Origin of the sequence: Pseudodesulfovibrio mercurii, from assembly GCF_000189295.2 — a bacterium.
GTDB lineage: Bacteria > Desulfobacterota > Desulfovibrionia > Desulfovibrionales > Desulfovibrionaceae > Pseudodesulfovibrio > Pseudodesulfovibrio mercurii.
In genome coordinates this window covers 3,531,366-3,549,502 of the sequence record NC_016803.1, presented here as the reverse complement: position 1 = coordinate 3,549,502, position 18,137 = coordinate 3,531,366, and the positions used below count along the sequence as shown (strand labels likewise).

General features: G+C 64.0%; 11 protein-coding genes and 1 tRNA gene. 7 read left to right on the top strand and 5 right to left on the bottom strand.

Annotated features, from left to right (window positions below; translation table 11 throughout):
- Positions 1-67 precede the first annotated feature (67 nt).
- Both DND132_RS17870 and DND132_RS15925 read left to right on the top strand, forming a co-directional pair.
- Positions 68-1,489 carry a sensor histidine kinase gene (locus tag DND132_RS17870; protein ID WP_014323792.1) on the top strand — a complete coding sequence of 474 codons (1,422 nt, stop codon included), beginning with the start codon at positions 68-70 and terminating at the stop codon, positions 1,487-1,489.
- A gap of 15 nt (positions 1,490-1,504) precedes the next feature.
- Positions 1,505-1,702, top strand: coding sequence for a 2-hydroxymuconate tautomerase family protein (locus DND132_RS15925; RefSeq protein WP_014323791.1), 198 nt, complete (start codon positions 1,505-1,507; stop codon positions 1,700-1,702).
- 6 nt (positions 1,703-1,708) lie between these two features.
- On the opposite strand, the gene DND132_RS15920 is transcribed toward DND132_RS15925, so the two are convergent.
- The 4 genes from DND132_RS15920 to DND132_RS15905 form a co-directional block, all read right to left on the bottom strand.
- Positions 1,709-3,814, bottom strand: coding sequence for an acetate--CoA ligase family protein (locus DND132_RS15920; RefSeq protein ID WP_014323790.1), 2,106 nt, complete (start codon positions 3,812-3,814; stop codon positions 1,709-1,711).
- A 76-nt stretch (positions 3,815-3,890) separates the two neighbouring features.
- Positions 3,891-4,262, bottom strand: coding sequence for a hypothetical protein (locus DND132_RS15915; RefSeq protein ID WP_014323789.1), 372 nt, complete (start codon positions 4,260-4,262; stop codon positions 3,891-3,893).
- Between the two features lie 43 nt (positions 4,263-4,305).
- Positions 4,306-6,606 carry a mechanosensitive ion channel domain-containing protein gene (locus DND132_RS15910; protein WP_148267016.1) on the bottom strand — a complete coding sequence of 767 codons (2,301 nt, stop codon included), beginning with the start codon at positions 6,604-6,606 and terminating at the stop codon, positions 4,306-4,308.
- 69 nt (positions 6,607-6,675) lie between these two features.
- The gene (locus DND132_RS15905; protein ID WP_014323787.1) at positions 6,676-7,401 is read right to left on the bottom strand and encodes an MBL fold metallo-hydrolase; all 726 of its coding nucleotides are present in this window, start codon (positions 7,399-7,401) and stop codon (positions 6,676-6,678) included.
- 111 nt (positions 7,402-7,512) lie between these two features.
- On the opposite strand from DND132_RS15905, the gene DND132_RS15900 reads away from it, so the two are divergent.
- Positions 7,513-7,887, top strand: coding sequence for a hypothetical protein (locus DND132_RS15900; protein WP_014323786.1), 375 nt, complete (start codon positions 7,513-7,515; stop codon positions 7,885-7,887).
- 63 nt (positions 7,888-7,950) lie between these two features.
- Entirely contained in the window at positions 7,951-9,999 is a 2,049-nt protein-coding gene (locus DND132_RS15895) for a hydantoinase/oxoprolinase family protein (RefSeq protein WP_014323785.1), read from the top strand.
- On the opposite strand, the gene DND132_RS17865 is transcribed toward DND132_RS15895, so the two are convergent.
- Complete coding sequence (locus tag DND132_RS17865) at positions 10,000-13,323, bottom strand: cache domain-containing protein (RefSeq protein ID WP_014323784.1); 3,324 nt, start codon at positions 13,321-13,323, stop codon at positions 10,000-10,002.
- 263 nt (positions 13,324-13,586) lie between these two features.
- Between DND132_RS17865 and DND132_RS15885 the strand changes: the two genes are divergently transcribed.
- From DND132_RS15885 to DND132_RS15875, 3 genes are all read left to right on the top strand, one after another.
- A tRNA-Thr gene (locus DND132_RS15885) sits at positions 13,587-13,662 on the top strand.
- Positions 13,663-13,910: 248 nt separating this feature from the next.
- Entirely contained in the window at positions 13,911-16,940 is a 3,030-nt protein-coding gene (locus tag DND132_RS15880) for a type I restriction endonuclease subunit R (RefSeq protein WP_014323783.1), read from the top strand.
- Complete coding sequence (locus DND132_RS15875; protein ID WP_081475959.1) at positions 16,930-18,135, top strand: restriction endonuclease subunit S; 1,206 nt, start codon at positions 16,930-16,932, stop codon at positions 18,133-18,135. The genes DND132_RS15880 and DND132_RS15875 overlap by 11 nt, the downstream gene beginning before the upstream one ends.
- Positions 18,136-18,137: the final 2 nt, after the last annotated feature.

Sequence of the window (18,137 nt, the reverse complement as noted above, 5' to 3'; positions counted from 1 at the left end):
CCGGATTCCGGTCGTCTGCTATGATCCGTCCGGAGACCGCATCATTTTACCCCAGGAGCGCCACGACATGGCCGAAAGCGGACGCCGCGACCATACCGCCCGCATCCCTCCCGGAGGGCTGCGCTGGCTTATCCTCCTCGGCCGCCGACACGGCCCGCACAGCTATCCGCTGCTCGGCATCCTGTGCCTGGCCGTGCTCTGCGCCGTGGCCCTGCCCCTGATCAACGCCCTGGTCATCTATCCGACCTACACCAAGATCATGATCGGCACCTTCGAGGATTCGGCCCGGAGGCTGGCCGTGCTGACCATCCCGCCGTCCATCAAGCATGCCCGCCTCGGCCCGGCGGTCCTGGACACCCCCAGGTTCCTGGCCGACGTCTACCGGCTGGAGACGGACTTCGGCCTGCTCAAGGTCCGGGTTCTCGCCCCGGACGGCATGATCCTCTACTCCACGGAAACGGCGGAGATCGACACGGTGGAATCCGGACCCGAGTTCCGGGACGTGGTGGCCAAGGGCAGGCGGTACGCCCGCCTCGGGGTCCTGCACAGCGAACCGGTCCTTGGCCGGACCACGACCATCGACACCGTGGCGGCCTTTGTCCCGCTCATGCGCGGCAACGACTTCCTGGGGGCCTTCGAACTGGTCTTCGACGTGACCGGTCCCAAGCGGGAACTGGAGCGGTTCAACCTTTACGCCACGGCGGGCTCCTTCGTCATCAGCTTCGCCCTGCTCGGCGTGGTCCTGGTCCTGATCCGCCAGGAGGCGGCCAAGGAACACTCGCGGCACCAGGCCGAAAAACTGCGCGAGGACGTGGAGCAGATCACCCGCCACGACATCAAGACCCCGCTCCTGGGCGTGCTCAGCGGCATCACCTACCTGGAGAACTTCACCGACCTGGACGCGGACCAGCGGGAGATGCTCGACGACATGCGCCGGGCCGCCAACACCGGCATGGAACTGATCAGCCGGTCCCTGGACCTCTACAAGATGGAGACGGGGACCTACGAATACCTGCCCGGCGAGGTGGACGTCCTGTCCGTGTGCCGCCGGGTGACCAACGACCTGTCCGGGCTGGCCCGCAGGGCGGGCGTGATCATGGAGACCCGGTTCGAGGACAAACCGCTCGCGCGCGAGGAGGTCCTGGTCCTGTCCACCGAGGAGAACCTGTTCTACGCGGTCCTGGCCAACCTGGTCAAAAACAGCGTGGAGGCCTCCGGCCTCGGCGACAAGGTCTCCGTGCACCTGCGGGCCGACGCGGGGAAGGGCGAATTTTCCGCCGCCGTGCACAACCCCGCCCCGGTGCCCGAGTCCGTGCGCGCCAACTTCTTCGACAAGTACGCCACGGCCGGAAAGCGCACGGGCACCGGCCTCGGCACTTACTCGGCCCGGCTCATGGTCGAGGTCATGGGCGGCCGCATCCACATGGACTCGTCCGAGGAGCGCGGCACCACCGTGACGGTGACCCTGCCCCTCAAACCCCGAACCTGATCCGTCGAGGAAATCATGCCGTTCGTCAACATCCGCATCACCAACGAAGGCGCCACCACCGAACAGAAACAACGGCTCATCAAGGGCGTGACCGACCTCCTGGCCGACGTGCTCGGCAAGAATCCCAAGACCACCTTCGTCATCATCGACGAGGTGGACACGGACAACTGGGGCATCGGCGGCGAATCCGTCACCGAAATCAGGAAGAAATAGGCCCGGCTACACGCTCAGGGTCATGCGCACGTCGGCCACCATGGCCCGCTCGTTGTTGACCAGGACCGGGTTGAACTCGGCCTCGAGCACCTCGGGCAGGTCCTGGGCCAGCCGGGACATGACCATGATGATCCGCTCCAGCGCGGCCAGGTTCACGGGCTTGTCGCCCTTGAGCCCCTTGAGCAGCATGTAGGACTTGATCTCGCGCACGATCTCGAAGGCGTCCTGCCGGGACAGGGGGGCGAGCTTGAAGGAGATGTCCTTCATGATCTCCACGTACACCCCGCCCAGGCCGAACATGAGCATGGGCCCGAACTGCTCGTCGCGCTTGAACCCGATGATCACCTCGCGCACGCCCGGAGGGGCCATCTCCTGGACCAGGCAACCCGCGATGTAGGCGTCCCGGCGCATGCGCTGCGCCCGCGCCGTGATCTCCTTGAAGGTCTCCATGACCTCCCGGGCATTGAGCAGATTGACCGCCACCCCGCCCACGTCGGTCTTGTGCGAGATGTCCGGCGAGGCGATCTTGAGGACCACGGGATAGCCGATCTCCTCGGCGGCGGCCACGGCCTCGTCCGAGGTGCGGGCCAGCTTCGTCCTGGGCGTGGGCAGGCCGTAGGCCCGGAGCACCTGCTGGGCCTCGAACTCCACCACCTCGGGCTGCCTGCGGCGCAGATGGTCGTCGATGACCGCGCGCACGGCCGCCATGTCCCGCTCCACCTCGGCGTACTCCGGCTCGGGCCGATTCTTCCACAGGTAGTACTGGTACATTGCCTCGATGGAATGGACCGCCGGCTCCGGGAAGGCGTAGCACGGAACGCCCGCCTCCATGAGCATCCGCCGCGCCCCGGCCACCTTGGTCTTGCCCATGAAACAGGCGAAGACAGGCTTGGCCCACTTGCGGGCCGTGCGGATGACCGCCTCGGCGGCCTTGTCGATCTCCACCGAGGCCGTGGGCGTGAGCAGGACCAGGATGGCGTGGACCATGGGGTCCTCGCCGATGACCTCCAGGGTCTGGCGGTACCGTCTCGCGTCGGCGTCGGCCACGATGTCCACCGGGTTGTAGAAGGCGGCGTAGCTGGGAAGAAAGTCCTGAAGCTTCTCGATGGTCCGGGGGGACAGCTCGGCCATGGACAGCCGGGAGCGGTCCGCCGCGTCCGCGGCCAGAATGCCGGGCCCGCCCGCGTTGGTGATGACGGCCAGGTTCGGCCCCTTGGGCAGGGGCTGGGAGGAAAAGGCCTGGGCCAGGTTGAACAGGGTGGCCACGTCGCCCACCCGGATGACCCCGGACTGGTGGAACGCGGCCGTGTAGCTCTGATCCGACCCGGCGATGGCTCCGGTGTGCGAGCTGGCGGCCTTGGCCCCGGCCGCGGTGGTGCCCGCCTTGATCATGATCACCGGCTTGTTCAGGCTGGCCCGCCGGGCCTCCCTGAGGAACGCCTCGCCGTGCTCCACGTTCTCGATGTAGCCGAGGATGACGCGGGTGGCCTCGTCCCGGTTGAGGTAGTCGAGCATGTCCGCCTCGTCCAGGACCGCCTTGTTGCCCAGGGAGACGAACTTGGAAAAGCCGATGTTCGCGCCCATCGCCCAATCCAGAATGGCCACGCACAGGGCCCCGGACTGGGAGAAGAAGGCGATGGAGCCGAGCCCCGGCAACCCCGCCGCGAACGAGGCGTTGACCCCGGCCGCGCCGTTGATCATGCCCAGACAGTTGGGCCCGAGCAGGCTGATGCGATACTCCTCGCACAGCGCCTTGAGCTCCTGTTCGAGGTCGTACCCCTCCTTGCTCGCCTCCTTGAACCCGGCGGTGATGACGATGGCCGACTTGGTCCCGATCTCCCCGAGACGGCGCACGGACTCGATGACCGCCTTGGGCGGCACCGAGATGACGGCCAGGTCCAGGCCGCGCGGCAGGTCCCCGATGTCGGTGATCACGGGCAGTCCCTCGATCACGCCGCCCTTGGGGTTCACGGGCAGGAGCTTGCCGGTGTACCCGGCCGAGAGCATGTTGGTCACGACGGTGTGCCCGACCTTGCCGGGCGTGGCGGAGGCCCCGATGACGGCCACGGCGTCGGGGTGGAAGAAAGCGTCTAGATTGTCCTTGAGGGTCAAAGGCCGGACTCCTGGTCGGGGTGGTGATTGGCAATGGGCCACCCTAACCCGAAAGCGGCCGCAAGAAAAGACGCGATCAGCGCATCAGCCAGGCCACGGCTTCCTCTTCGCGCTCGAACACCCGGTAGCTCAGGGAGCGGTTGTGGTACACGGTCTCGCAGGCCCGGTACTGCTCCATGAGCCGGGGGTTGCACAGGCAGGCGGACCGCCCGCCCATGGACTGGATGTTGTGCTCCTCCAGCAGGTCGGCCACCTGGATGATGTCGTGGGGGTCCAGGCGCAGCTCCAGGCCGCGCTCGTCCATGAGGAAGCGGGTCAGGTGCGAATCCAGCCCCTTGTGGACCATGGTGCGTATCTTGCGCAGCAATTCCTCCGGGGTGTCGATCACCCCGGTGACCACGCCGACGACGTAGCCGTCGCGAATTTCGAACAACAGGTCAAACGACATGATGCTCCGGGCGCGGGGCCGGGACCGGGCCCGGCCCGCCCTGTTAATGTTTCTTCTTCTTGGCGCCTTCCTCGGCCACGAGCTGGGAGGCGGCGGCCGCCACCTGGGCCTCCTCCTCGGGGGTCAGCTGCTCGTGTCCGGGGATGTGCACGGACACGTAGGGCTTGGCGAACTCGATGCCCGCCTCGGCGAAGTACTTGCGCATCTTGGCCAGGACCAGCTTGCGCAGGGTGAACTGGCCGCCGGGCTTGGTCATGAACTTGACCCGCATGCGCATGCCGTACTGCTCCATGGCCTTGACGCCCTGGCTCTTGATATCCGAGAGCATGAACTCGTTGAGTTCCGGCACCGCCCTGATTTCCTTGTTGATCCGCTTGATGATCTTCTTGATCTCGCCCAGGTCCGTGTCGAACGGGACCAGGTACTGGAGCTTCATGACCGCCCAGTCGCGGGTCATGTTCTGGACCTCTTTGATGGACCCGAAGGGGATGGTGTACAGCGGGCCGAGATGGTGCCGGAGCTTGAAGGAACGGACCGAGATCTCCTCCACCGTGCCCATGGCGCTGCCCACCACGATGTAGTCGCCCACCCGGAAGGCGTCGTCCATGAGGAAGAAGATGCCGGAGATGATGTCCTTGACCAGGGTCTGGGCCCCGAAGCCGATGGCGATGCCGAAGACCGACGCGCCCGCGATGAGCGGACCGATGTCCACGCCGAGCGACGACAGGATGATCAGCACGGTGATCACGGACAGAGCCGCGAAGATGAACTTCTTGACCAGCTGGAGCAGGGTCGCGAACCGGTCGCCGCCGGGTCCGCCGCCGCCCTCGCCGCCGCCCTCGCCTTGGTCCTCGGCGGGCTCGTCCTTGGCCTTGAGCCGCTTCTCGATGTAGTTCGAGATGAACACCCAGAAGATGTAGGCCAGGACCAGGGTCAGCAGGATGTCGAAGCCCGCGCCCACCGTGGCCTCGCCGAAGGCCAGGTTGATGCCCCAGATCCGGAGCAGCAGGAACGCGGCCCCGGCCAGGACCAGGATGCGGAAGCCCACGGACAGGAAATGCTGGAACTTGCCGATGTTGGGCACGCCCTCCACCACGGTCTCCTCATCCTGGTCGTCCACGGGCGCGTCCGCCAGCCCGGAGGCGAAGGCCACCAGCCGCTGGCAGCCCCAGTCCACCAGCAGGTAGGACGGGACCAGGAGCAGGGTGTAGACCCCGGCGAGCATGGCCTCGCGGCCGAAGACGAGCAGCCCGACCACCCAGAAGAACCAGAAGCCCAGGGCGTAGACGATGACGCCCACGTGCCACGAACCGGCCAGCTGAAACCGCAGGGAGTTGGGCGGTACGACCCGCCGGATGGCCTCGGCCACGGGCCGCTTGTTCCACAGGGCCAGCAGGCTGACCATGGCGGCCACGACAAAGCCGGTCCCGGCCATGATCATCAGGTAGACCAGCTCGCTGCCTCGGGTCATCTCCACCAGGGAACTGGCCAGGATGCCCACGGCCACCACCCAGGCCACGCGCACGATCCACCGGAACAGATACCGGGCGGAGTCGTCGCCCAGGGGCAGGAAGCGCAGCCCCCCCATGTCCGGGGCCAGGATGAACCGCGCGACCAGCCGGACCAGCTCCACCACGAGCATGGCCGCCAGCCAGATGAAGATGACAGGGCGGCCCTTGGCGGGCTCGTTGAAGATCATCAGATAGGGAATCAGGGTGATCAGGGCCACGCAGGCCACGGCGAGCAGGTCGAAACCGGCCCGGGCCAGGAGCCGTCCGGCCTTGACCGCCAGGGACGCGTTCGGCTCCACGTCCTCAAGGCGCCTGCGCAGCCCGGAGGCGCGTCGGACCACGACCCAGCGCGACAGGAACCACAGGACCGTGACCACGAGCAGGCCGAGGCCGAGCTCTCCGGGCGGGTGCACGCCCTCGCCGGTCAGGGACTTGCGGAATGCCTCGGGCAGCAGCCTCGGAGCCTGGGCCGCGCCGGAAAAGAGATAGGCTAACCGCTCCCGAACCTTCTGCACGAACTGCTTGGCCCGGACGATGGCGCCGGCCACCCCTGCGGGTCCCTGCTCGACGGCCGGGGGAGCCGCGTCCTTGCGCAACTCCTCGATGAGCAGACGGCGGACCTGCTCGTCGCTCATGGAGGCCAGGATCTCGTTGAGCTGGTTGGGGGTGGCGTCGGGCGGGATGACCGCTTCCGCCTTCTTGCCCTTGCCCCCGCCGGAGCCGCCGGTCATCGCGGCCAGGGCCGCCGGTGAGGAAGCGAGGGCCGCGCCGGGCCCGGCCAGAAGACAGGCCAGGCACAGGACCGTGGCCAGAAATGTGGTTCGTGTTCGCATGACGCCCCCGGAGAGGTTGACGGATTCAATATCTCCCACTGTGTAACAGCCTGAATAAACAGTTGTAAACTAAAAAGAGAACGACTCCGAGTCTCCCATGCGGGCGTAGCGGAAGACCGCCGACGGGCCGGGCTCCACGGTCCGGGTGAACCCGTCCAGGACCGAGGTCTCGCCGAAGGCGTGCATGGGCACGAACACGGGCGCGCCGATGATCCGGCACGCCTCCACGCCCCCGGCCAGATTGTCCAGCCTCGGGTCCACGTTGGCGAAGGCCACCTGCGGCTTGAAGTCGCGGACCCGCTCCATGGCCGTCCGGAAGAAGGTCCGGGTAAACTCCGTCTCGGCCGGGGCAGCACCGGGCCAGATCCACTCGGCCAGGTCCCCGCCGTAATAGAAGCGAAAGCAGCGGTCCTCCACCAGGAAGGCCACGCCCAGGTCGTTGGACATCGTGGTCCCGACGAGCATGCCGCCGAAGCCGTAGGTCTCGTCCGGCTCCACCAGGAGCACCTGGCCGTTGTCCGGCACGGCCTCGGGCCGCAGGTCGGCCACGTCGTCCGAGAGCACGTAGCGCACCTGCCGGGCCGTGCCGGTCACCGAGGCGAGGTCGCCGTTGCAGTGGTCCGCGTGGCCGTGGGAGATGAACACGGTCAGGTCGGTCCCGGCCACGGCCTTCCGGACCAGGTCGTCCGCCCCGTCCGGCAGGTGTTCGTTTTCGGGATAGTCGAAGAGACAGGTCCGTCTGTCCGTCCGCAGGAGAAAGGCGCTGTGATGGATGTAGGTGATGGTGCACTGCATGGTTTCGCCCCGGTTGTTTTTTCTTCGGCGTACCACAAAGTGTTGCCAGTGTCCCCATTCTTGCATGCGGGACCGGAGACGGATATACAGGCTATAGATGGGGGTGTAGTCATGACAGCAAGCGTATCGATCATGCCCTGCGCCGACCACCTGCGGGTGACGGTCGTGGGCGACATCCGATCCATCGACGAGATCATCCACTTTTCGACCCGATACCGGGCCGCCGCCAGGCAATACGGGCTGCGCGGAATCCTCCTCGACTACCGGCGGGCCGTCTTCCATCTGGACTACCACGACCTGCTTGAACTGGCCGAATACGCGGCCGACCGGCATTTCCAGCTGGACGGCCTGCGCCTGGCGGCCCTCTGCGCCCCGGAGCATCTGGCCCAGCACCGCCGATACGAGACCATCGCGGCCAACCGGAGCACCGCCTATCTCGTCTTCACCGACGAGACAGAGGCCATGGACCGGCTCTCGGCCTCCTGACCCGGTCCTGGCGAAGCGCGCCCGATTCCTGTATCGTCGCCTCGCGCATCCCCAGGAGGTCTCATGCTCTTCATCGGCGTCGATACCGGCGGCACCTTCACCGACTTCACCTACGTCCACGGCCGGGAGACCGGCACGTTCAAGACCCTGTCCACCCCGCACAACCCGGCCGAGGCGGTCCTTTCCGGCCTGCGCCGCATCCTGGCGGAGCGACTGCCCGGCGCGACCCTCGGCGACGCGGACCTGGCCGTGGTGCACGGCTCCACCGTGGCCACCAACGCCATCCTGGAACGCAAGGGCGTGCCCACGGCCCTGGTGACCAACGTGGGGTTCACCGACGTCATCGAGATCGGCCGCCAGAACCGCGCCGACCTGTACGACCTGCACTACCGGCGCCGGCCGCACATCGTGCCCCCTGCCCTGCGCTTCGGCCTGCCGGGCCGGATCACCGCCCAAGGCGAGACCCTGGTCCCCTGGGACGAGGACGCGGCCGGGGAGGTCGTCGAGCGCATCCGGACGTCCGGGGCGCGGTCCGTGGCCGTCTGCCTGCTCTTCTCCTTCCTCGACCCGGGCCATGAGCGGCGCATGGGCGAAAAGCTCCGCGCGCTCGGCCTGCCCGTGTCCCTGTCGAGCGATATCCTGGCCGAGTTCCGCGAGTTCGAGCGGACCTCGACCACGGTGGTCAACGCCTACGTCTCGCCGATCATGACCCGCTACCTGACCGCCCTGCAACAGGGTCTCGGCGGGCACGAGTCCGGGCCCAAAGCCGAGGATGAAGCCGGAACCGGGCGCGGCCCGGCGCTGCGCATCATGCAGTCCAACGGTGGGTCCATCTCGGCGGACACGGCCATGCGCGAGTCCGTGCGGACCATCCTGTCAGGCCCGGCCGGGGGCGCGGTGGGCGCGCTGGCCCTGGCCCGCGCCGCCGGGTTCGACAAATTGATCACCTTCGACATGGGCGGCACCAGCACCGATGTCAGCCTCATGGACGGCGCCCTGCCCCTGACCATGGCCTCGTCCATCTCCGGCTATCCGGTCAAAGTGCCCATGATCGACATCCACACCGTGGGCGCGGGCGGCGGGTCCATCGCCGCCCCGGACCCCGGCGGGTCCCTGGCCGTGGGCCCGGAGAGCGCGGGCGCGGACCCCGGCCCCATCTGCTACGGCCGGGGCGGGACGCGCGTCACCGTGACCGACGCCAACCTGTACCTCGGACGCATCGTGCCCGACCGCTTCCTGGGCGGGGCCATGACCCTGGACGAGGACGGCGCCCGGCGCGGCGTGGAGCGTCTGGCCGGGGAGCTGGGGCTGCCGCCCGCCGAACTGGCCGAGGGCATCCTGGCCGTGGCCAACGCCAACATGGAGCGGGCCATCCGGGTCATCTCCGTGGAAAAGGGATTCGACCCGCGCGAGTTCACCCTCCTCTCCTTCGGCGGCGCGGGCGGCATGCACTGCGCCGAACTGGCCCGGCTGCTGGGCATGCCGCGCGTCCTGGTGCCGGTGGATCCCGGCATCCTCTCGGCCACGGGCATGCTCATGGCCGACGTGGTCAAGGACTACTCGCGCACGGTCATGCGCTCGGCCGACGACTTCCCCCTTGAGGCCATGGAAGCGGCCTTCGCCGAACTGGAGCGGGACGGCCGCGACGAGCTGGCCCTTGAGGGCGTGCCGGACGACCGGGTGGTCCACGAGCGGTTCCTGGACATGCGCTATCGGGGCCAGTCCTTCGAGATCGTGGTCCCCTTCGGCCCGGACATGACCGAGGCCTTCCAGGCCCTGCACGAGCAGCGCTACGGCTACCGCAACGCGGACAAGCCCGTGGAGGTGGTCAACGTCCGGCTGCGCAGCCGGGGCATGGCGGAGGAACGAGAGATCGCGCCGTCGCCCCCGGACGGCGAGGCCGTGCCCGAGGCGGCGCGCCTGGGCGTGCGGTGGATAATTTTCGGGGGTGTCGAAAGCGAGGCCGCCGTGCTGGACCGGGCGGCCCTGAAGCCGGGCAACCGGTTCACCGGCCCGGCCGTGGTCACGGAATACACCTCGACCATCGTGGTCCCGCCCGGGGCCGAGGTGCGCGTGGACCCGTGGTCCAACCTGGTCATGGAACTGGGCTGATCAGTCCCGGCCGCCGGGCAGGATCACGTGGAAGACCGCGCCCCTGCCCCCTTCGGACCGGGCCCAGACCCGGCCGCCCAGCTTCTCGACGACCATGCGGCACAGGGCCAGGCCGAGCCCGGCGCCCTTGATCTCGTCCACTAGGGTGTCGCCGGTGTCCACCTGGTGGAACGGCTTGAAGATGGCCTCGAGCTCCTCCTCGGGGATGCCCTTGCCCGTGTCGGCCACGGTCAGTTCCAGCCCCTTGCCGTCTGGGCTGGCCACGCGCACGGAAATCTTCCCGTCGCGGGTGAAATGGCAGGCGTTGCCCAGCAGGTGGCCCAGGACCCGCTCCAGGTGCTCCGGCAAGACGTTCAGTTCCGGCAGGTTCTCCTCCATGTCCAAGGTCACCTCGAGGCGATCGCGGCCGATACACTCGGCGCGGGCGTCCTCCACGGCCCGCCGGATGGTCGCGGCCACGGGATAGGTCGCCTCGGTGCGCAGGTCGCCGCCCGCCTCCATGTCGGCCAGCTCCATGAACTGCTCCACCAGCAGGTTCAACCGCCGCCCCTCGGCCTCCAAAACGTCCAGGTTGCCCAGGGCGCGATGCAGGCTCTCGCTGTTGCCCGCGCCGCCCAGGGCCCGGTCCAGCTCCTTGCGCGCCAGGGCGCCGTAGCCGAGCACCGAGGTCAGCGGCGTGCGCATGGTGTGGGACACGGTGGTCAGGAAGGAGGACTTGAGGTCGTCGAGCCGGGTCAGCTCCGTGTTGGCCCGCTTCAGTTCCTCGGCCTTGAGGGCCAGGGCCGAGGTGCGCTCGGCGATGATCGCCTCCAGGTCCTCCTCGGCCCGCTTCAGGGCGGTGATGTCCACCAGTGAGACGAGGTCGGCGGACTTGCCGTTGACCCGGGTGGTCCGGGAGTGAATTTCCACCCACTTGACCCGGCCCGTGCCGGTCACCGCCCGCCAGCTGTAGGCCGAGACCGTGTCGGCCTCCCCGGCCTGCTTGCGCCGGGCCTGCTCCACGACGAAGTCGCTGTCGTCCGGGTGCAGGTAGCGGACGAACCCGCCGGGCGGCAGGGCCATGAGCTCCTCCACCGGGGCCTCGACGATGTCGGCCGCGGCCCGGTTGATGAAGATGACCCTGTTCTCCTGGAGGACGCACAGGCCGAGCATGGTCTGCTCGGAAAAGGTCCGGAACCGCTCCTCGCTCTCGGTCAGTTCGTCCAGGATCAGGGCCACGTTGAGCCCGTCGGCCAGACGGCGGCCCGCCTCGGTGAACAGACGGATCTCCTCGCTGGTCCAGACGCGCGGCTCCCGGCAATGGTGCAGCCCCAGGACCAGCGCCGGGCCGACCCTGGGCCGGATGGCGAACATGAGCTGTGAGCGGATGTCGTACCGGTCGGTGATCTCCCTGGGGACCGTCCGCCCGCTGAAGGGGTCGAAGGCCAGGGGCACCGGGCTGTCCAGCAGCATCCTCATGTCTCTGCGGATATTGTCGTCCACGGCCAGGACCACCTCTTCTTCGACGACGAACTCGGGAGAGGTCTCGTTGACCACCACGCGGAACTCGTCCGCCTCGGGGTCGCACGGTTTGAGCAGCCAGGCCCGGTCGGCCCCGAAGGCGACCCGGATGGCCTCCACCGTGGTCCCGAGCATCTCGCGGGTGGAGGTCCCGACGTGCATGGCCCGGTCGATGCGGTCCAGGGTCTCCAGGAAATGGATGTGGTTGTAGTACTCCTCCTCGGCGTGCTTGCGGTCGGTCACGTCGAAGACCACGCCGTCGAGGCGCTCCGGCCCGCCCTGCTCGTCGTGGAGGATTCGCCCGCGCTCGGAAACCCAGCGGATCTCGCCGTCTCGGCGGATGATCCGGTAGTCCGCCAGGTAGGTCTGGCGGTGCTCCAGCCCCTGGCGCAGGGATTGGGCCACCCACTCCCGGTCCTCGGGGTGGATGATGGACTGGAAGGTCCGGCCGCCGCCCTCCATGAAGTCCTCGGCCGGGTAACCGGTCACGTCCAGAACCGTGTCGCTGATGTACCGGTTCACCCAGACGCCCCTGAAATCGCTGTGGTAGATGATGCCCGGCACGTTCGCGACCAGGGAGCTGAACCGCTCCAGGCTCTCGGACAGGGCCTCCTGCGCGGTCTGGCGCTCGGCGACCATGTGGTTGGCGGCCTCGGCCAGGGTCTTGAACTCCGCATAGTCCAGGGAGGCCACGTCGATCTCGCCCCGGCCCGAGGCGGCCCGCTTCCAGACCGTGGTGAAGGAGGCCACGTTGTTCTCAATGTTCCGGGCCAGGCGGCGCGACAGGTACAGGGCCAGCAGACTGAGCGCGGCCATGCCGGACAGGATGAGCAGGCCACGGTCCTGGATGTGCTGTTCGAGCTGCTTGCGCTTGAGCTCGACGACCCCTTCGATGTCGCCCACGAAGGCCCCGGTGCCGATGTACCAGCCCCAGTCCGGAACGAGCCGGGCATAGCTGACCTTGGGCTCGTTGCGCTCCCCGCTCAGGGGCGGCATGACGTAGTTCACGAACTCCCCGCCGCGCTTGGCCGCGGCGATGAGTTCCTGGACGATCTTCACGCCGTTTGCGTCGGTGACGGCCCACATGTTCCGGCCGGGCACCGGGCCGAGGATGGATACCCCTTCCATGGTCCCGCCGAACAGGGAACCGTTCTTGGCGTAGCGGATGTCCGCCAACTGCCGCAGGGCCGTTTCCTTGACCGTTTCCTCGGCCATCTCGAGACAGGCCCCGGCCACCACGCGCAGCCCATGGGCCCCGAACTCGTTGACCTTGACCAGCAGGGTGTAGCCGTTCATGCCGTCGGCCACCTTGAGGTCCAGCCTGCGCTGCCCGTTGGTCACGCCCTCAAGTTCGGCCTCCACCTGGGTCAGGGCGTCCTCGCGGTCAACCCATTTGGGAAAGGGGGAAAAGAGATAGATGGTATTGTCGCGGATGGCGTAGAGTCGCGCCTCGCTGCGGTCCAGGGCGGCCATGAGCCGGACCGTGGCGATGCGCAGCACCGTGCCGTCGGTCCCCTTGGCAAGGTCGCGCGCCAACACTTCGTTCAGGGCCCGGACGTCGCGCATCCTGGAATCGAGCCTGCGCCCCAGGGTGTCGGCGGCGGACCGCCGGAGCCGTGCGATCAGCTCGATGGCGTCGTCCACCTCGCCCTTGACCAGGCTGCGGCGCTCGGCGTAGCGCTCCTCCCGAATCCGGTCGGCGTCGGCCTGAAAGTCGGCGTACATGGAGTACAGCCAGGTCCCGCCGATGACCAGAATGGAGATCCAGGAAACGGCCACCATGCCCAGCAACCCGGCTCCGCCGATGGTCCGTCCCTTTCTCACCCTACAAGTCTCCCGTTAACGCTCAGGCAGTCCATTGATTTCTTGAACAAACCGTCCAGGCAACCCACAATACCAACCTCCCCAGGAAAAGCCACCCTCTTATTTCGCCCGCGCCCCGCCGCCCGTCCGGCCAAACCCCGGCGCTCCCGCCCTTCCCGCCCCCTCGGCCGGCCCCACACCCCCTCATATTTTCCGGCCGTCCCCAACGCGCTTTTTACCTTGACCACCCCCGGTCACCTGGGATAAAAATCGATTCCCGTTTCGCCAGGATAGCTCAGTTGGTAGAGCAACTGATTCGTAATCAGTAGGTCCGGGGTTCAAATCCCCGTTCTGGCTCCAACGAAATCAAGCGCTTATGAGAAATCATAAGCGCTTTTTTCATGCCTTGGTATACGCCCTGGTATACAAATTGGGACAAGGGGATGCCCTGGGGTGGCCGGGGGTGTATATCCTGTGCCCAAGAATTTTGACACATATGCTTTTGATTTGAAGGGATATTTGCTAACTCTTGACGGCCTTTACGAAGCACGCTTAAAGTTTTCAATCTGGCCTGAAAAGATCATCATGTTATAGCCTACGGATTCCAAATGACAGAACAACAAATAGAGCAAGGCTTGATCGGCGAACTGACTGATCTTAAATACACATATCGCGACGACATCCGCGACCGCGCTACCCTTGAAAGCAACTTTCGCGAGCATTTTCAGGCCCTCAACCGCGTCCAGCTCACCGACGGCGAATTCAAACGTCTCCTCGATGAAATTATCTCTCCCGACGTCTTCACCGCCGCTACCATGCTCCGCGAGATCAATGATTTTACCCGTGATGACGGAACCCCGCTCAACTACACCCTCGTGAACATCAAGGACTGGTGCAAAAACACTTTCGAAGTCGTTAACCAGCTCCGCATCAACACTGACAACAGCTTCCAACGCTACGACGTGATGTTGCTGATCAACGGCATCCCCGTTGTTCAGATCGAACTCAAGACCCTCGGCATCAGCCCCCGCCGGGCCATGCAGCAGATAGTGGACTACAAGAAAGACCCCGGCAACGGCTATACCAAGACCCTGCTCTGTTTCGTTCAGCTCTTCATCGTCTCCAACCAGACCGAGACCTATTATTTCGCCAACAACAACGACCGCCATTTTGCTTTCGACGCCGATGAAAGTTTTCTGCCCATCTACCAACACGCGGATGAAGACAATAACAAGATCACACACCTGAGTGACTTCGCCGAGTCCTTTCTGCCCAAGTGCACCCTTGCCACGACGATCAACCGCTACATGGTCCTCGTCGCATCAGAGCGGAAGATGCTCATGATGCGCCCCTACCAGATATACGCCGTCAAGAACATCGACCAAAGCATCCGTGAAAACCGGGGGAACGGCTATGTCTGGCATACCACAGGCTCGGGCAAGACCCTCACCTCCTTCAAGGCCTCCACGCTCCTCAAACTCAATCCCGACATCCACAAGTGCCTCTTTGTCGTCGACCGCAAAGACCTCGACCGTCAGACCCGCGAAGAGTTCAACCGCTTCCAGGAGGGCTGCGTCGAGGAAAACACCAACACCGCCGCCCTTGTACGCCGCCTTATCTCCGACGACTATGCTGACAAAGTCATCGTCACGACCATTCAGAAGCTTGGCCTCGCCCTCGACGAAACCAGCAAATACAACAAGTCCGACAAAAAGAATGGGAAGGCCACCTTCAAGGAACGCCTTGAACCGCTCAGGGACAAGCGTATGGCTTTTATCTTCGATGAGTGCCACCGCTCTCAGTTCGGCCAGACCCACCAGACCATCAAAAATTTCTTCCCCAAGGCACAGCTCTTCGGCTTCACCGGCACGCCGATCTTTCCCGAGAACGCCACTACCCGGCAGATCGATGGAAATATCCAGACGCTCCGCACCACCAAGGACCTTTTTCAAAACGAATTCCCTGCTTACACCATCACCAACGCCATCGAGGACAAGAACGTCCTTCGTTTTCATGTCGACTACTTCAAACCTGACGGAGAGAACCTGCCCAAGCCCGGCACCCCCGTCGCCAAACGTGCCGTTATCGACGCAATCCTAGCCAAACACGACGCGGCTACCGGCGAGCGCCGTTTCAACGCGATCTTCGCCACCGCCTCGATCAACGACGCCATCGAATACTACGAGCTTTTCAAGCAGATTCAGGCCGAGCACCAGGCAGCCGATACAGACTATGTCCCGGTCAGAGTTGCCGCCGTCTTCTCTCCGCCAGCAGAGGGCAATCCCGACGTCAAGCAGCTTCAGGAAGACCTGCCCCAGGAGCTTGAAGATAACCAGCAGGAGCCGGAAAAGAAAAAGGAAGCCCTCAAGGCCATCATCGCCGACTACAACGCCAGCTATGGCACGAATCATTCCATTGGCGAGTTCGACGCATACTACCAGGACGTCCAGCAGCGCATAAAGGACCAGAAATTCCCCAACCGAGACCTCCCCAAAAAGGGCGCGGAAAAGATCGACATCACTATTGTTGTCGACATGCTCCTGACCGGTTTTGACTCTAAGTACCTGAACACCCTCTACGTCGACAAGAACCTCAGGTATCACGGCCTGATCCAGGCATTTTCCCGCACTAACCGCGTCCTTAACTCGGCAAAGCCTTACGGCCACATCCTTGACTTCCGTGGGCAGCGGGACAGGGTCGATGAAGCTATCCGTCTGTTCTCCGGCGCAAGGGCCGAACAGGCGAGGGAAATCTGGCTGGTCGACGAGGCCCCCGTGGTCATAGAGCAACTCAAGGCCGCCAAGCAGGAACTCGACGACTTCCTCCAGTCTCAAGGCCTCGACCCGCGTCCCGAAGCCGTCCCCAACCTCAAGGGTGACGAGGCCCGCGCCGCCTTTGTCAAGCAGTTTAAAGAGATTCAGCGTCTTACGACTCAGCTTGACCAGTACACCGACCTCACTGAAGAGCAACGTAAGGAGATTGAGCAGGCCCTTCCCAAGGACGATGCCCGGGCTTTCCGTGGCGTCTACCTCGAAACCGCCAAACGCCTCAAAGCCAGGCAGGACAAAGCAGGAGGCAGTGCAACAGTCGGAGACAGCGACAGGGCCACGCAGGACGTAATCGACCAGCTCGATTTCGAGTTCGTCCTCTTCGCCTCCGCCGACATTGATTATGACTACATCATGAGCCTTATCTCCCGCTTCAGCGGACAGGCGCCGGGTCAACAGGAAATGAAACGAGAAGAGCTCGTTCGCCTCATTCGGTCCGACGCGAAGTTCATGGGCGAACTCGACGAGATTACGGAGTACGTACGGACGCTCGAAACCGGCAAACCCCTTACCGAAGAAGATGTTCGTGTCGGCTACCAAATCTTCAAAGGAGAACGCCACGCATCTGAACTCGCAGCTATAGCCCACAAGCACGGGCTGACGAACGAAGCGCTGCAAACCTTTGTGGATGCCATCCTCGACCGTATGATTTTTGACGGCGAACAGCTCACTGATCTCCTGGAACCTCTCGACCTGGGCTGGCGCGAACGGCGCGAGAAAGAACTGGCGCTGATGGACGATCTGGTACCGCTTTTGAAAAAACGCGCAGACGGCCGGGCTATCTCCGGATTGAACGCATATGAGCAGTAAGGCAGATACGATGGGAGAAAAAAACAAACACGCATTGATGCCGAAACTGCGGTTTCCGGAGTTTCGAAACGATTCAGGTTGGGAGGAAGCTTTTTTGGGTGATTTAGTCGAAATCGTTTCGCCTCCCAAAAAAATCAAGACTTCTCGATACCTCCGCGAAGGTCGATTCCCTATCATTGATCAATCGCCTGACGTTCAATGCGGTTGGACGAATGATGTTGACACACTAATTGACAATCCTTTGCCCCTAATTGTTTTCGGAGACCATACTTGTGTACTAAAATTGATCAATCGGCCGTTTGCTCAAGGGGCCGATGGGATAAAGATTTTTAAGCCGAAGCGTACTCCCAGCACTGAATTCTTGTATCACTTTCTCTGCGCCCACCCGCTTGAGATGGAAAGTTATAAGAGACACTTTTCCATTTTGAAGGGTGCCCAAATCTTCTATCCAGAAGTTGAAGCCGAGCAGAAAAAGATCGCCAACTGTCTCAGTTCGCTGGACGAATTCATCGCCAACGAAGTGAGTAAGTTAGAGGTCCTACGTGACCACAAGTGCGGCCTAATGCAGCAACTCTTCCCCCAAGAGGGCCAAACTCAACCCCGACTTCGCTTCCCGGAATTTCGGAATAAACCGGGTTGGAGCAAATGCAAACTCGGTGATCTGGTAAGCATTTCTAGCGGGAAGAGCCCATCCCAATATGCTCTTTCTAGCGATGGCAGATACCCCTTTATTAAAGTGGAGGACTTGAACAACTGCACGAAATATCAAGTCAATAGCAGAGAGTACTGCAATGATGCAAAAGGTGTTGTTTCAGAGGGAGCGCTTTTGTTCCCCAAACGAGGTGCAGCGATTGAGTTGAACAAAATTAGAATAACATCGGTTGGAATTCTGTTTGACACAAATCTTATGGCGATTATCCCCCACGACGCGACGGAATTGGAATTTCTTTTCTACTATCTTTCTTGTGTTGGGCTTTCTCAGATTGCAGACACATCAACAATCCCGCAAATCAACAACAAACACATAATACCATTTATAGTTTATAAGCCTCTGCGCTTAGAACAACAAAAGATTGCCGACTGTCTCACCGCCACAGACGACAGCATCGCCGCACAGGAGGCAATGATCGACGCCCTCAAGACCCACAAACGCGGCCTAATGCAACAGCTTTTCCCCGCGCCGGAGGAGCAGTAGGT

Bases quoted from the DNA above. Each gene is read 5' to 3' on its own strand.
- DND132_RS17870 (WP_014323792.1), top strand. From the start codon at position 68: ATGGCCGAAAGCGGACGCCGCGACCATACCGCCCGCATCCCTCCCGGA.
- DND132_RS15925 (WP_014323791.1), top strand. From the start codon at position 1,505: ATGCCGTTCGTCAACATCCGCATCACCAACGAAGGCGCCACCACCGAA.
- DND132_RS15915 (WP_014323789.1), bottom strand. From the start codon at position 4,262: ATGTCGTTTGACCTGTTGTTCGAAATTCGCGACGGCTACGTCGTCGGC.
- DND132_RS15910 (WP_148267016.1), bottom strand. From the start codon at position 6,606: ATGCGAACACGAACCACATTTCTGGCCACGGTCCTGTGCCTGGCCTGT.
- DND132_RS15905 (WP_014323787.1), bottom strand. From the start codon at position 7,401: ATGCAGTGCACCATCACCTACATCCATCACAGCGCCTTTCTCCTGCGG.
- DND132_RS15900 (WP_014323786.1), top strand. From the start codon at position 7,513: ATGACAGCAAGCGTATCGATCATGCCCTGCGCCGACCACCTGCGGGTG.
- DND132_RS15895 (WP_014323785.1), top strand. From the start codon at position 7,951: ATGCTCTTCATCGGCGTCGATACCGGCGGCACCTTCACCGACTTCACC.
- DND132_RS15880 (WP_014323783.1), top strand. From the start codon at position 13,911: ATGACAGAACAACAAATAGAGCAAGGCTTGATCGGCGAACTGACTGAT.
- DND132_RS15875 (WP_081475959.1), top strand. From the start codon at position 16,930: ATGAGCAGTAAGGCAGATACGATGGGAGAAAAAAACAAACACGCATTG.